The 13,134-nt window shown below is 70.9% G+C and carries 13 protein-coding genes and 1 pseudogene; 5 read left to right on the top strand and 9 right to left on the bottom strand.

Annotated features, from left to right (window positions below; translation table 11 throughout):
- Nucleotides 1-59 precede the first annotated feature (59 nt).
- Genes SD626R_RS07835 through SD626R_RS07825 form a run of 3 tightly spaced genes read left to right on the top strand, consistent with a single transcriptional unit; the run spans nucleotide 60 to nucleotide 4,094 of the window.
- A complete protein-coding gene (locus SD626R_RS07835) occupies nucleotides 60-1,097 on the top strand; it encodes an ABC transporter ATP-binding protein (RefSeq protein WP_092565408.1) in 1,038 nt (345 codons plus the stop codon).
- Nucleotides 1,094-2,995: an ABC transporter permease family protein gene (locus tag SD626R_RS07830; RefSeq protein WP_092565406.1), complete on the top strand. Its 1,902-nt coding sequence runs from the start codon at nucleotides 1,094-1,096 to the stop codon at nucleotides 2,993-2,995. The genes SD626R_RS07835 and SD626R_RS07830 overlap by 4 nt, the downstream gene beginning before the upstream one ends.
- A complete protein-coding gene (locus SD626R_RS07825) occupies nucleotides 2,988-4,094 on the top strand; it encodes an ABC transporter permease (protein WP_241996765.1) in 1,107 nt (368 codons plus the stop codon). Before SD626R_RS07830 ends, SD626R_RS07825 begins: the two co-directional genes overlap by 8 nt.
- An 18-nt stretch (nucleotides 4,095-4,112) precedes the next feature.
- On the opposite strand, the gene SD626R_RS07820 is transcribed toward SD626R_RS07825, so the two are convergent.
- From SD626R_RS07820 to SD626R_RS07805, 4 genes are all read right to left on the bottom strand, one after another.
- The gene (locus tag SD626R_RS07820; RefSeq protein WP_092565404.1) at nucleotides 4,113-4,787 is read right to left on the bottom strand and encodes a trimeric intracellular cation channel family protein; all 675 of its coding nucleotides are present in this window, start codon (nucleotides 4,785-4,787) and stop codon (nucleotides 4,113-4,115) included.
- Entirely contained in the window at nucleotides 4,784-5,536 is a 753-nt protein-coding gene (locus SD626R_RS07815) for a DUF2797 domain-containing protein (protein WP_092565402.1), read from the bottom strand. The genes SD626R_RS07820 and SD626R_RS07815 overlap by 4 nt, the downstream gene beginning before the upstream one ends.
- Nucleotides 5,537-5,654: 118 nt before the next feature.
- Nucleotides 5,655-7,562: a 2-succinyl-5-enolpyruvyl-6-hydroxy-3-cyclohexene-1-carboxylic-acid synthase gene (gene menD / locus SD626R_RS07810; RefSeq protein WP_092565400.1), complete on the bottom strand. Its 1,908-nt coding sequence runs from the start codon at nucleotides 7,560-7,562 to the stop codon at nucleotides 5,655-5,657.
- Between the two features lie 69 nt (nucleotides 7,563-7,631).
- Entirely contained in the window at nucleotides 7,632-8,567 is a 936-nt protein-coding gene (locus SD626R_RS07805; RefSeq protein WP_092565398.1) for a DUF1028 domain-containing protein, read from the bottom strand.
- A gap of 138 nt (nucleotides 8,568-8,705) precedes the next feature.
- Here SD626R_RS07805 and SD626R_RS07800 point away from each other — a divergent pair, with 138 nt between their 5' ends.
- Complete coding sequence (locus tag SD626R_RS07800) at nucleotides 8,706-9,371, top strand: nucleotide exchange factor GrpE (RefSeq protein WP_092565396.1); 666 nt, start codon at nucleotides 8,706-8,708, stop codon at nucleotides 9,369-9,371.
- Between the two features lie 12 nt (nucleotides 9,372-9,383).
- Here the strand turns inward: SD626R_RS07800 and surE are convergent, their stop codons facing one another.
- Nucleotides 9,384-10,244 carry a 5'/3'-nucleotidase SurE gene (gene surE, locus SD626R_RS07795; RefSeq protein ID WP_092565394.1) on the bottom strand — a complete coding sequence of 287 codons (861 nt, stop codon included), beginning with the start codon at nucleotides 10,242-10,244 and terminating at the stop codon, nucleotides 9,384-9,386.
- 129 nt (nucleotides 10,245-10,373) lie between these two features.
- Here surE and SD626R_RS07790 point away from each other — a divergent pair, with 129 nt between their 5' ends.
- Nucleotides 10,374-10,709, top strand: coding sequence for a DUF5798 family protein (locus tag SD626R_RS07790; RefSeq protein WP_092565392.1), 336 nt, complete (start codon nucleotides 10,374-10,376; stop codon nucleotides 10,707-10,709).
- 71 nt (nucleotides 10,710-10,780) lie between these two features.
- Here the strand turns inward: SD626R_RS07790 and SD626R_RS17190 are convergent.
- The 4 genes and pseudogenes from SD626R_RS17190 to SD626R_RS07770 all read right to left on the bottom strand — a co-directional run.
- Nucleotides 10,781-11,602, bottom strand: a pseudogene (locus tag SD626R_RS17190) (heavy metal translocating P-type ATPase); the annotation flags it as partial.
- Between the two features lie 147 nt (nucleotides 11,603-11,749).
- The gene (locus tag SD626R_RS07780) at nucleotides 11,750-11,947 is read right to left on the bottom strand and encodes a heavy-metal-associated domain-containing protein (RefSeq protein WP_092565388.1); all 198 of its coding nucleotides are present in this window, start codon (nucleotides 11,945-11,947) and stop codon (nucleotides 11,750-11,752) included.
- Between the two features lie 146 nt (nucleotides 11,948-12,093).
- The gene (locus tag SD626R_RS07775) at nucleotides 12,094-12,489 is read right to left on the bottom strand and encodes a hypothetical protein (RefSeq protein WP_092565386.1); all 396 of its coding nucleotides are present in this window, start codon (nucleotides 12,487-12,489) and stop codon (nucleotides 12,094-12,096) included.
- A gap of 140 nt (nucleotides 12,490-12,629) precedes the next feature.
- Complete coding sequence (locus tag SD626R_RS07770) at nucleotides 12,630-12,983, bottom strand: SHOCT domain-containing protein (protein WP_092565384.1); 354 nt, start codon at nucleotides 12,981-12,983, stop codon at nucleotides 12,630-12,632.
- Between the last annotated feature and the right edge of the window lie 151 nt (nucleotides 12,984-13,134).

The following is a 13,134-nucleotide window of genomic DNA, read 5'->3' as shown; positions in this document are numbered from 1 at the left end:
TTCTCGCGGCTGATAGCCGCGGAGGTGGGTTTAACCCGGCCCGCGGCCGACCGCGATCCATGATCGAGGTGGCGGGGCTGCGGAAGACGTACGGCGACTTCGCGGCCGTCGTCGACAGCGACTTCGCCGTCGAGGAGGGCGAGGTCTTCGGTATCGTCGGCCCGAACGGCGCCGGCAAGACGACGACGTTGAAGGTGCTCGCGGGGCTCGTCGAGCCCACGGAGGGCGAGGTCGAGGTCGCCGGCTTCCTCTCCGACGACCCGGAGATGCGGCGGCGGCTCGGCTTCCTCCCCGAGGAGTCGCCCCTCTACGAGGAGATGACGCCGCTGTCGTACCTGAATTTCTTCGCCGACCTGTACGACGTCCCGAGCGACGTCGCCGATGAGCGCATCGCGGCCGCGCTCGACCGGCTCGAACTCGACCACCGCGAGCGCCGGCTCGGCGACATGTCGAAGGGAATGAAACGCAAGGTCGCGATCGCGAGGTCGCTCGTCAACGACCCGGACGTGCTCGTGTACGACGAGCCTGCCTCCGGGCTCGACCCGGTGACGACGAACTCCGTGCTGGAGTTCACCCGGGAGCTGCGCGCGGCCGGGAAGACCGTCGTCTTCTCGGCGCACAACCTCTATCACGTCGAGTCCGTCTGCGACCGCGTCGTGGTGATGAACGAGGGCCGCATCGTCGCCCGCGGGAGCGTCGACGGGATCCGCGAGCGCCACGGCGAGACGACGTACCACGTGTTCACCGACGTGGCCCCCGCCCGAACCGACGCGCTGGCCGATGCCCTCGCCGACGCCGGGGCCGACCCCGGGGACGCGATCGAGGAGGTCGGTGACCGGTTCCGCACCGTGGTCCCGGACATGGACGCGGTCGAGGCGGTCCGGGCGGCCGCCGCCGACGCCGGCGGGGGGGTCGTCGACATCCGCACCCGCGAGCCGAGCCTGGAGGACGTGTTCCTCGACATCGTCGGACGGCCGATGCCCGGGCGCTACACCGCGGGTAGCGGGGCGGTCGACGCGGCGGACGGAGGAGAAGACGGCGACGAGCGAGACGGGAGCGAGAGACGGCCCGCGGAGCCGCCGGAGGGCGCCGAGTGATCGACCGGCTCCGGAGGGTCCTCCGGGTCGCTCGCTGGGAGGTCGCCCGCGCCGGCGGCGGCGTCGACCGCCGCACCCTCGCCGCGGCGCTCGCGCTCCTGCTCGTCGCCGGCGCCGTCCTCGGCGGGGGGCTCGCGGTCGGCGCGGTCGGCGTCGACGTCGACCGCGACGTGTACCGCGTCGCCGTCGACGGCGACTCCCCGTACGCCGACGCTGTCGAGGAGGCCCCGGCGCTGACGCCCGTGCCCGTCGAGGGCGCCGAACTCGGCGATTCGGCCGATCTCGTCGTCTTCGACCGGCGGAGCGAGTCCGGCGGCGTCGAGACCGTCGCCGTCCGCGCCAGCGACACGCGGAAGGGCGAGGCCGCGGCCGCCGAGTTCCGCGAGGCCGTCGAGGCGCACAACGAGCGGCTGATGGCCGCCGAGGAGAACGCGACCGCCGCCTTCCCGGTCACCGTCACCCTCCGGTACGTCGGCCGGACGAGCGCGCTCGACGAGGGGTCGACGCTCGGGGAGGACGGCGGCGGGTCCGGCGACGGGATCGGCGGCGACGGCGCGGGCGGCGGGGCCGGCGACGACGGCTCGGAGGGCGACGCCGGCGGCGCGGACGGGGACTCGACGGACGGCGGAAGCGCGGGCGGCGGCTTCGCCGTCCCCTCGGTCGGCGGCGGAGCGTTCGGCGCCGACACGGTCGGCTCGCCGGGGTCGATCTCGCCGCCGTTCCCCTTCGTCTCGCTGCTGTTGGCCTTCGTCTTCCTCGTGCCGATGAACTTCCTCATCCAGGCGTACGGCTCCTCGGTGCTCGACGAGCGCACGAACCGGCGCGGGGAGCCGCTGCTCGTCACGCCGCTCTCGCCGGTCGACATCGTCGCGGGGAAGACGCTCCCGTACGTCGCGGCCGCGGTCCTCGTCACGACGCTCATCGCGGTCGCCGTGGGCGGCGGCCCCCTCTCGGTGGCCGCGGTGCTCCCCGTCGCCCTGACGTTCCTCGCGGCCACGTTCGTCGGCGCGATGTTCGCGCGGTCGTTCAAGGAGCTCACCTTCGTCACGGTCGGCGTCAGCGTGCTACTCACGACGTACGCGTTCGTCCCCGCCGTCTTCACGAACGTGACGCCCGTCGCGCTGGTGTCGCCGCTGACGCTCGTCGTCTTCGACTTACAGGGCGAGGCCGTCTCGGCCGGCGAGGCGCTGTTCTCGACCGCCCCGATGGCGCTCGGCGCCGCGCTCCTGTTCGGGCTCGGGCTGGGGGTGTACCGCGAGGAGGACATGTTCACGCAGAAGCCGGTGGCCCGGAAGCTCCTCGACGCGCTCGCGGTGCGGCTCTCGGCCGTCGAGGACGCCGGTCTCGGAGACCTCGTCGATCGTAGGCGGCTCCGCGCGCTCGGCTCGGTCGCGTTCCTCACCGCCTGCGCGATCCCCTTCGTCTTCGTCGCGGAGCTGCTGGCGGTCGCGACGCTGTTCGCGCTGCCCGTGACGGTGTCGATCCCCGTGCTGCTCGTGACCATCGCCTTCGTCGAGGAGGTCGCGAAGAGCGTCCACCTCTACGCCGGGTTCGAGCGCGGCGTCTTCGCCCGGACCGACCGGGTCGCCGTCGCGGTCGGGCTCGCCTCTGCGGTCGGCTTCTTCCTCGCCGAGAAGGCCACGGCGGTCGTCCAGGCGGTCGGGCTTACCGAGCTGTACGTCGGCCGGGCCGCGTTCGGGAGCGTCGCCGGCGTGGAGGGGCTCTCCCCGGTCGTCCTCGCGGCGCTGCTGTTCGCCCCCCTCGTGCTCCACGGCTTCGCCACGACCGTCGCCGCGGTCGGGGCGAGCCGGGACCGCACGTACTACGCGCTCACGCTGGCGCTGGCGACGCTTGTCCACGCCGCGTACAACTTCGGGGTGGTGAGCCTCCATGGGTGACGCCGACCGAGCGGAACGCGGCGGGGCGGAACGGAGCGACACGACCGCCGGGCGGAGCGGGCGCCTGACGATCGCGGGCCGAGAGCTGGCGGGGTTACGCGCCGAGAAGACAATCCTGCTGGCGATCGCGATCCAGCTGTTCATCGCCGCGTTCTCGTCGTTCCTCGTCGTCGGGCTCGTCTCGATGTACGACCCCGGCGCCCTCGGCGGCGCGGAGGTCGAGGTGGCCAGCGCGGGCGACGCCGTGAGCGACCTCGAACGCGCCGCGAGCGAGGTCGACGGGGCCTCGGTGACGCGCTACGAGGACGCGGGCGCCGCGCGCGTCGCCTTCGAGCGCAACGCGGCCGACGCGGTGGTGGTCGCGGACCGGACCGACGACGGGCGGATCGTCGCGAGCGTCACGGCGCCGGACGCGACCGTCGAGACCACCGTGATCGTCGTCCAACTCCGGGAACTGCTGCGGACCTACGAGCTGAACGAGCGCGCCGACCGGGCCGCGTACCTGACCGAGTCGCCGCTCCCGCTTCCGGAGCGGACCGGCTCCAGCCCGTACTTCACGTTCACGTACACCGTGTTGATCCCCGTCCTCGTCTTCCTTCCAGTCTTCATCTCGGGCTCGCTCGCCGTCGACTCGATCACCGAGGAGATCGACGAGGGAACGCTGGAACTGCTCCGGGTCGCCCCCGTCACGCTGGGGGAGATCGTCGACGGGAAGGCGCTCGCGGCGGTCGCGATCGCCCCGGGACAGGCGCTGCTGTGGCTGCTCCTGCTCCGCGCGAACGGGACGCCCGTGGCCAACGTCCCGTCGATCCTCGCGCTGATGACGGCGCTGACGACGCTCGTCGTCGCGATGGCGGTCGCCGTCTCGGCGCTCGCGCCGGACCGGCGGGCCGCGCAGTTCCTCTACTCGATCGGCGTCCTCGTCCTGTTCGGCGGCGCAACGGCGATGGCCGGGGGGCCGGCGAACGCGGTCGCGCGCCTCGCGATCGACAGCGCGGACGCGACGACGACCGCCCTCGTCGTCGCGTACGTCGGCATCGCGGCGGTCGCGTACGGCGGCGTGCGGCGGCTCGTCGCGGAGAACGGGTTCGAGGGGTGACGCTTCGAGAGAACGGACTCACCGCTCGCCGGTAACGCGGTCGACGAGGCCCTCCACCCACCCGGCGGTCGGAAGGCGCCAGCCGCGGGCGACCGCGACCAGTCGGGTCCCGACGGTCACCGCCGCGCAGCCGGCGGCGGCGACCCCGTCGATCCCGCCGAGCGCGCCGAGCGCCCAGTACGCGGTCCCGCCGAGGACCGCGCAGCTCGCGTAGAAGTCGTCGAACAGGATGAAGGGCGCGCGGTCGAGGAGAATGTCCGCGAACGCGCCGCCGCCGACCGCGTTGATCGTCGCGACGGCGACGACCCCGAACGCGGAGACGCCGGCGTCGGCCGCGACGATCGCGCCGGTCGTCGCGAAGGCCGCGAGACCGGTCGCGTCCGCGACGAGCGTGACCGGGTGCGTGTCCGGCGATTCGAGGGCCACGCTCAGGCCGACGGCCAAGCCGACGCCAATGAGCCCGAGCGCGATCTCCGCGGGCGACTGCAGGGCCAGCGGAACGCGGTTCACGAGGAGGTCGCGGGTCACGCCGCCGGCGAACGCCATCGCCAGCCCCACGACCGCGACGCCGAACAGGTCGAACTCCTCGCGGATCGCCTTCGTCGAGCCCACGAGGGCGAACGCGACCAGTCCGACCGTGTTCATGACGGCGAACGGGTCGCCGAACAGGGTCGACGCGAGCCCGCCCGTCACTCGCCGAACGCCCCTAGGCTCGACTGCAGTTCGCGGTCCGGCACCTCGTCGGCCAGCTCGCGGCCGACCAGCTCGCGGGCGTCGACCGCGTACGTCGAGCCGCCGCGGTCGAGCACGAGCACGCGGCCCTTCCAGCCGCGCACCGTACCGGCCGCCATCGTCTCGGCGACCGGGCGCTCGTCGAGGGCGAGCCCGTAGTCGAAGTCGAAGCGCTCGATCGGATCGAACCGGTCGAGGAGGGCCTCCCACGCCGACTCGTCGACCGCGCGGCCGAACCCGGCGAGCTTCGTCGGCACCCGCACCCGGTCGACGAGGTCGTCGCCCTCCGCCAGCTTGGCCTCCACCTGTCGGGCGACTCGCCCGTCCGGAAACGTTCGGACGTGGGCGGCCCGGTCCGCCCCCTGCTCGCGGAGCCGCGTCTCCAGCCGCCACAGCCGCGTCACGCCGACCTTCAGCACGTCGGGAGCGAACGCGGCGAGGTACAGCGCGTGCTCCTCGTGGCAGTCCATCTCGTCTTTCAGGCACGTCCCCGTGCACCGCGCGCACACCCAGACGCCCCCGTGGGCGTCGCAGTAGGGGGCCTCCGGGGCGTCGCAGGCGACGTGCTCGCCGTCGTGGACGGTTCCCGCGCAACGGCGGTCGCCGAGGCCGTGGGCGAGCTCGGTTCCCGCGTCCGCCTCCACGAACTCGACCGCGCCGCCGCTGGCGACGTAGAGCCCCTCGCCCGATTCGTAGCCGACGACCTGCACGCGTTCCAGTAGGGGGAGCCGCGACTTATGCGCGTCGTCGGAGCGGTCCGAGACGGGTGCGATCGCGACTGCCGCGTCGACGTCGCACCGGTCGATCGCGCCGCGCTCGGGAGCGAACTCAGTCCGGGCCGCCGCCGTGGACCGCCGCCTCGACCGCCCCAGCGAGTCGCTCGCGCGTCCGGTGGCTCGACTCGGCGTCGGTCTGCACCTCGATCAGGTGGGAGCCGTCGGCGTCGCGCGCCCTCTCGCACGCCGATTCGAGCTCCGCGGCGACGTCGGACGGGTCCTCGTCAGCCTCGGACCGCGCGTCGATCCGCGCGTACGCCAGCCCGTGGAGGTCGGCCAGCGGCTCGAACTCGACGCCGTGAGGCGTCTTGAACGACTCCGTGAACTCCGGCTCGAACGACTCGATCGGGAGCGCGTGGAAGATCCCGCCGCCGTCGTTGTTGATCAGCACGACCGTCGCGTCGACGTCGCACCGGTCGATCGCGAGCAGGCCGTTCGCGTCGTGGTACAGCGCGAGGTCGCCGACGACGAGCGTGAGGTCGTCCGTCGTCGCCGAGCCCGCGCCGAGCGCGCTGGAGACGATCCCGTCGATGCCCGAGACGCCGCGGTTGCCCAGGGCGGTGAGACTCGTCGTCGTCGGACCGACGAACCGGTCGAGGTCGCGGACGGGCATCGAGTTGGAGACGAACAGCGTCGCCGGGTCCGGGAGCGCGTCGGCGACGGCGCGGAGCGCGTCGCCCTCGTGGAAGCCGACCGGATCGTCGGGAGTCGGGAGGTCGTCTCCGGCCTCGCTCCCGGTCGCCTTCCGCTCCCGACCGTGGATCCCGCGCGCGACGCGGTCGGCCTCCTCCCACTGCGCGCGCCAGTCCGGGTCGCCGCCGCCCCCGCCGACGAGCCGGGAGAGACGGGCGCAGAGCCGGCTCGGCTCGGCGACGACGAGGTCGGTCGCGGCGAACTCGGCCTCGCGCCAGCGCCCCGCGGGGTCGACCTGATACTGGTCGGCCCCGGTCGCGGCGAGGTACTTCCGGAGGTTCTTCGAGGTTGGCGACGCGCCGAGCCGGAGGACGACCTCGGGGTCGGTCCACCCGGTCGCGGGGTCGGCGCCCTCGCCGCCGTCGCTCCCGCCCTCACCGCCGCCACCCTCACCGGCGACGTCCGCCGAGAGGTACGCGTCGTACGCGCCGATCACGGGCGCGACGCGGGTGTGGCCGCCGTACCGGACGTTCGAGAGCGGGTCGGCGACGACCGGGAAGCCGGTCGCGTGCGACAGCGCCGTCACCGACTCGGCGTCGATCCCGGGCGGGTCCGCGGGTCCGGCGACGATCAGCCCGCGGTCGGTCGCCCCCAGCTCGTTCGCGAGCTTTCGGAGCTCGTCGTCGCCCGGCTCGGGCGACCCCGGCGTCACGTCGACGTAGGGGCCGTCGCGGCCGGCCTCGGCGATCGGGTCGAGGTCGGCGGGCACGTCGCCCGGCACCCGGGTCGGCTCCAGCGGCTTCTCGAACGGGACGTTGAGGTGGACCGGGCCGGGGTCGGCTCCCTCGGCGGTCGCGACCGCTCGGCTCACGGTGGTTCGCAGCGACCGGAGCGCGCGGTCGTTCGGCGCCGGTTCGGGGAGGTCCTTATAAAACCGGACGGCGTCGCCGTACAGCTTCTCCTGGTCGGCGGTCTGATTGGCTCCCGAGTCGCGGAGCTCCGGCGGGCGATCGGCGGTGAGCGCGAGGAGGGGGACGCGGCCCTCGCTCGCCTCCATCACGGCCGGGTGGTAGTTGGCGGCGGCGGTGCCGGAGGTGCAGATCAGCGGCGTGACGCTCCCGGTCCGCCGGGCGCGGCCGAGCGCGAAGTAGGCGGCGGATCGCTCGTCCAACTGGGAGAAGACGCGGAGGTCGTCGTGCCGGGCGGCGGCCATCGTCAGGGGCGTGGAGCGGCTGCCCGGCGAGACGACGACGCTGTCGACGCCCGCGGCGACGAGCTCGTCCACGAGCGCTCGCCCCCACAGCGCGTTCCGGTTCGGCGCGGTCATTGCCACCGCTTGGGGGTCGATATTTAAATACTCCCGCGGGTCGGCGGCGACACCGGCCGCCGCTCCGTTTCAAACTCGGTCGAGCCGCGAGATCCCGTGCCAGACGGCGTCGACGAGGCGGTCCTCGCCCTCGCCTTCGGCGTTGGTCCAGCCCCGGGCGATCGCGTCCTCCAGCACCGGGAGGGGGTGGTTCTCGAAGTTGTTCATCCCGCGGAACGTCTCCAGCGCCTCGCGCTGGGGCTCGCCGAAGGCGTCGACGCCGGTCGCGTCGCCCTCGTCGAGGAAGCCGAGGTCGGCGAGCGCCGTCGCCACCTCGGCGGCCGCGTCGTCGGTCAGCTCCCGGGTCTCGTCGGGCGCCTCGCGCTCCAAGAGGGTCACGTCGTACAGCCTGAACACGCGCTCCAGCTCGTTGATCGGGCTGTCGTGGTCGTCGACGCGCACGTCGATCCACCGGTCGTTGCGGCCGCCGTAGCCGCCCTCGGGCTTGGCGACGTACAGGGCGGCCGACTGCTCGCCCCGCCTGTCGCCGCCCGCTTCGTTGCCGGCGTGGAGCGCGGCGATCATGCGCTCCGGGAGTCCGTCGTCGGTCTCCTCGAACGCCTCCGCCATCGCGGTCAGGGTCGCTTCGTTCTCCAGGATGTTCCCCTGGACGGTGTAGTGGTCGCCCTGCAGGTCGCCCGCGTAGTCGTGGCAATCTCCGCCCGTGAACGCGGCGGGCTCGCCGTCGAGGCCGACGATCCCGACCTGTCTAGAGGGCGCCTCGTCGTCGGCGCTCGTGAGCGCGTCGATCACGTCGGCGGCGTCGCGCCCCTCGCGGAGGCGGTCGAGCCCGTCGGGACCGTAGGCGACGTTCGCGAAGCTCTGCGTGGCGACCGCGCCGGCGTCGGCGCTGACGAACGGAACGAGCGCGCCGACGCCGACGAACTTCGACTGGACCGCGACGCCGACCGCGTCGGACGCCGGGTCGCGGGCGGCGATCGAGAACGTCGAGGGTCGGACTGGCATGCGGATCGCGGATGGGCGGCCGCCCTCATAAATCCGGCCGGGGCCGCGCGACGCCGAGAGCGCGAGCGACCCGGTCCGCGCCCCCGTTCGCGGCCGCGTTCTGCAACGCTTATGCCCGCCGACCGACTCCGATCGGGTATGAGCGACGACGACGCCGTCGACGTCGAGGTCGAGTCCCCCGACGAGGCCGCGGGCGACGCGGCGAGCGCGAACGGCACGGCGGAGGCGACAGCCGAGGAGGCGAACGGCGACGCCCGGAGAGGCGAGGGCCGCGAGGCGCTGGCCGCCGCGGTCGCCGAGCACGACGAGGCGCTCGCGCGCGAGGTCGCGGCGCTAGAGGCCGAGCTCGCGGAGACGCGCGAGGAGCTGTTGGAGAGCGAAGAGGAGGTCGAGGAGCTGACGAGCAAGCTCGCCCGCGTGAAGGCGGACTTCAGCAACTACAAGCAGCGCGCCAAGCGCAAGCAGGAGGAGATCCGCGAGCGCGCCTCCGAGGGGCTCGTCGAGCGCATCGCCCCCGTTCGCAACGACCTCTTGCGCGCGCTCGACCAGGAAGAGGGGAGCGACCTCCGCCCCGGCGTCGAGTCGACGCTGGAGAAGTTCGACGAGGTGCTCGCCGAGGAGGGGGTCGAGCCGATCGACCCCGACCCGGGCGACGAGGTCGACCCGTCCCGCCACCAGGTGATGCTCCGCGTCGAGAGCGACCGGCCCGAGGGGACCGTCCACGAGGTGTACGAGCCCGGCTACGAGATGGGTGACCGCGTCGTCAGCGAGGCGAAAGTCACCGTCAGCGCCGACGAGTCGTAGTCGGCGCCCGGGTCACTCCTCAGTTTTACTGGACCCGTACCGGCTCGCGAGTTCGTCGAGCCCCGCGTCCGACTCGGCGGCGTGAGGCACCGACAGCGGCGAGACCGACACCTCGCCGTCGACGACGGCGCGGCGGTCGGTGCCGACCGGGTCCGGCACGTCCGCGGGCGTCATCCGCCCCCAGATCGGGTCGGAGATGGCGACGCCGCCGTCCTCGCCTCGCGTCGCCTCCATCCCGTACCACTCCGAGGGCGCGGTGACGCGCATCGGCGCGGGGTCGACCGCGGCGTCGCTCGGCCCGGAGCCGTCCGCGGCCGCCGCCCCTCCCCCGTCGCCTTCGGCGGGTTCCGCCATCGGCGCGTTGACGTTGAGGTAGTCGGCGCGCTCGAAGGCGCCGGCCGCCGGGGCCTCGTCGACGAGGAACCGCGTGGCGCGGACGGCGTGCGCGAACGACTCGGGCGGCAGCTCCCGCTTCCACCAGTCGTCGCCGCCGGGCACGTACATCGACGCCGCGATCCCGGGGACGCCGAAGAAGGCCCCCTCGACGACCGCCGAGACGGTCCCGGACCGCCCGAGGGTGTACGCGCCGAGGTTGGCGCCCTCGTTGCAGCCGGCGACCACGAGGTCCGCGTCGGGAACGAGCTCGTCGAGGCCCGCGACGACGCAGTCGACCGGTGTCCCGTCGACGGCGTAGCCGAGTTCGTGGTCCGCGACCTCGACGTCGGCGGAGATGGCGCGGCCGATCGAGGAGCGATCGCCCGTTGGCGCGACGGTCACCACGTCGTAGTCGGCCGCGAGCGCGTCGTACAGGCCGCGGAGCCCGGCCGCGTCGACGCCGTCGTCGTTCGTCAACAGGATCCGCTCGACGCTCATACCGCTACGTCGGGCGGTTCGGACAAAAGCCCACCGTCGCGCGGCCGCGTTCGGCGGCGCCTTGGGCGACGGCCGAGCCGCCCGCGTCGAACGGAAAAGCCCACGTGTCCCGGGCCCCCACGCCTCGACATGGGATTCGGGGACACGGCGAAGAAGATCCAGACGCTCGCCGACAAGGCCGAGCGCACGTACCAGAAGATCAACGAGCTCCGCAGCGAGGTCGAAGAGACGCAGACGACCGTGCTCGACACTTCGGAGCGCGTCCAGCAGTTGGAAAACGAGATGGCCGAGCAGCGCGCCGTCCTCGACGCGGTCGCGCGCGAGGTCGGCGTCGACTTAGAGAGCGTCAGCACCGAGGCGCACATCACCGAGGCCGAGGGCGCTGACGTGAACGCGACCGACGACGCCGCCTCCGCCGAGAGCGACGGCGGGGAACCGGCCGACGACGCGGACGACGCGGCGTAACCGACGGGTCAGTCGCCCCCGTCCGCCTCCTCGCTGACCTCGTCGCCGGCCCGCGAGACGACCCCGGCCGGCACGCCCGCGACCGTCGTCTCCGGCGGCACGTCGTCGGCGACGAGCGAGTTGGCGGCGACGCGCGCGCCCTCGCCGACCGTGACGCCCGGCAGGACGACCGCGCCGGCACCGATCATCGCGCCCTCCTCGACGACGACGTCGCCGGGCACGCTCGCGCCCGGCCGGACGAGCACGAGGTCGCCCTCGGAGAGTTCACTGACAGGGACCTCTTCGGTCTCGCCGTCATCGGTGAGTCGTTCCGCCGTGTCCGGCATCAGTTTCGCCAACTCGTCGACGGCGCTCGAAGCCCGCCGCACCGACCGCATCTCGATCCAGTGCCCCAGCAGCATGATGTCGATCAGCGTGACGAGCTCCCAGAAGAACGCCGACTGCGTGGGGAAGACCACGCTCGCGAGACTGTAGATGAACGCGACCGAGATGGCCATCGAGATGAGCGTCATCATCCCCGGTGCCCGGTCTTTCAGTTCCGGGACCGCCATCTGGAGGAACGGAATCCCACCGTAGGCGAAGACAATGACCGCGAAGATGGGGTTGATCCACTCGCTCCCCGGGAACGTGGGGACGGAGAACCCGAGCCACTCTTGGAGCATTTCGCTGTACAGGAGGACGGGAATCGACAGGAGTGTCGAAACGAAGAAGCGCCGCCGGAACATTTGCTCGTGGCCTTCGTGCATCCCGCCATGTCCCTCACCGTGTCCCTCGTGGGAACTGTGGCCGTGTCCTTCGCCTTCGTGGCCGGCGTGTTCGTGCTGGTGACTGCTGGTGTCCTGCTGGTCTTCTCCTCCCGGGGAATTCTCAGTTGTATCTTTGTGGTCGTCCATAGGTCATATGCTCTTTAGAGGTGGATTCGCTGGCTTCCTGAATCTTCGCCCCCTGAAACCGTACAGCAGGACCATCGTAGGCAAACTCCAAAGACAACTATAGACCGTCGTCTCGAAGCGGTCCGTGCTATCCGCTAATTCCTATACTCAGGCGTGAGCGGTGTACCCTGCGCCTTCGACAGCCTCCACAAGGGCCGTGACCTCTGCCTCACCCTCGACACTTGCCTGTTCGCTTTCCCTGTCGACGGTCACGGAAGTCACGCCAGAGACTTCTTCAAGGGCCTCTTCGATCGTCTCCTCACAGTGACCGCACGACATTCCTTCCACGGTGATGGTCGTCGTCATACAGGGATATATACGGTCCCCTCTCTTTAGCGGATTTCCCCTTCGATCATACTGGTCTCTTGGGAGTCAAACTTTAGAATCCAAGTAACACCTGCGGGCGCAACGAACCAAACCACAGATTCGCCAGCCGTCGATGGCGGGAAGATTCAGGTCTCGTTGTGGCGCTCCCTGTACGTCTTCGCTGCTAAAAAGACATATAGTGTGCCGATAGCCCGAACGGCCGAATTGAATCGCTCATTCCATTCTATCGACTCCGGACGCTCGTACAGGAACGCGGTGGCAAATCTCCGATACAGATCGGGAAACAGGAGGACGATCGCGCCGAACAGGCCGGTAAGATTCATCAGCCACGCGTATGCTCGCCCGTTACGGAGGGAAATCGCAGCTATCAGAACGCCCTCCGACCGGATAGCTGGACGGACCCACTCTCTCACAGTTCCCTCACTTGGGTTCGCAATCGCGAGTTTCTCGAAGATCCCGACGATCTTGTCCGGGAACAGTGCTGAGATAGCGCCGAGGACACCCACGAGTGTTCGAATCATACGGTATGGTACGATCGATACGGATATAATTCTCGCTGTGGTCCGACACTATCGAGAACGAGGGAAGTCCGAACAGTACCAGCTTCGAACCGAGAACGAGATGCAGAAAGGAGTAACTGCGTGTGTACCTTAGCGGACGGTCACTCTGATTGTTCGAGTTTGTTTCGGCGGGATTCGAACTCTTCGTCCGTGAGATCGCCACGGGCGTACGCCAGACGTAATTCTTCCATCGCGGGGTTGTCAGAGGTTTGTGTTTTGCTTACCCGTCTGAAGAGGAGATAGCCCCCGCCAAGAAGCGCAACGAGGAAGACGAGTGGAACAAGCATTCCGATAACGGGCCACCAGCCGCCGGTACTACCGTACTGGCCCATCATTCCCCCGTATCCCATCATCCCGCCGAAGCCCATCCCCATCATGAGCAACGGAAGGAGGATGAACGCTCCGAGGATCAGTAGCAGTATCGTCGTTGTGTCCAGTTGATTCGATGAAGCCATCGACGATCAGGCCTCCGACGCGGGGTCGAACTCGTCTCTAACAGCTGCCAGTACACGATCAAATCGCTCGGTGACCTCGGTTGCGATGGAATCAAGCCGGTCGTTATCAGCAATCCCGACCCACTGCTCCGGGTCGACCCCACCCACCACC

It is taken from the genome of Halorubrum sp. SD626R, assembly GCF_001261915.1.
Classification (GTDB): Archaea; Halobacteriota; Halobacteria; order Halobacteriales; family Haloferacaceae; genus Halorubrum.
This window is presented reverse-complemented; position numbering and strand designations above follow the sequence as displayed.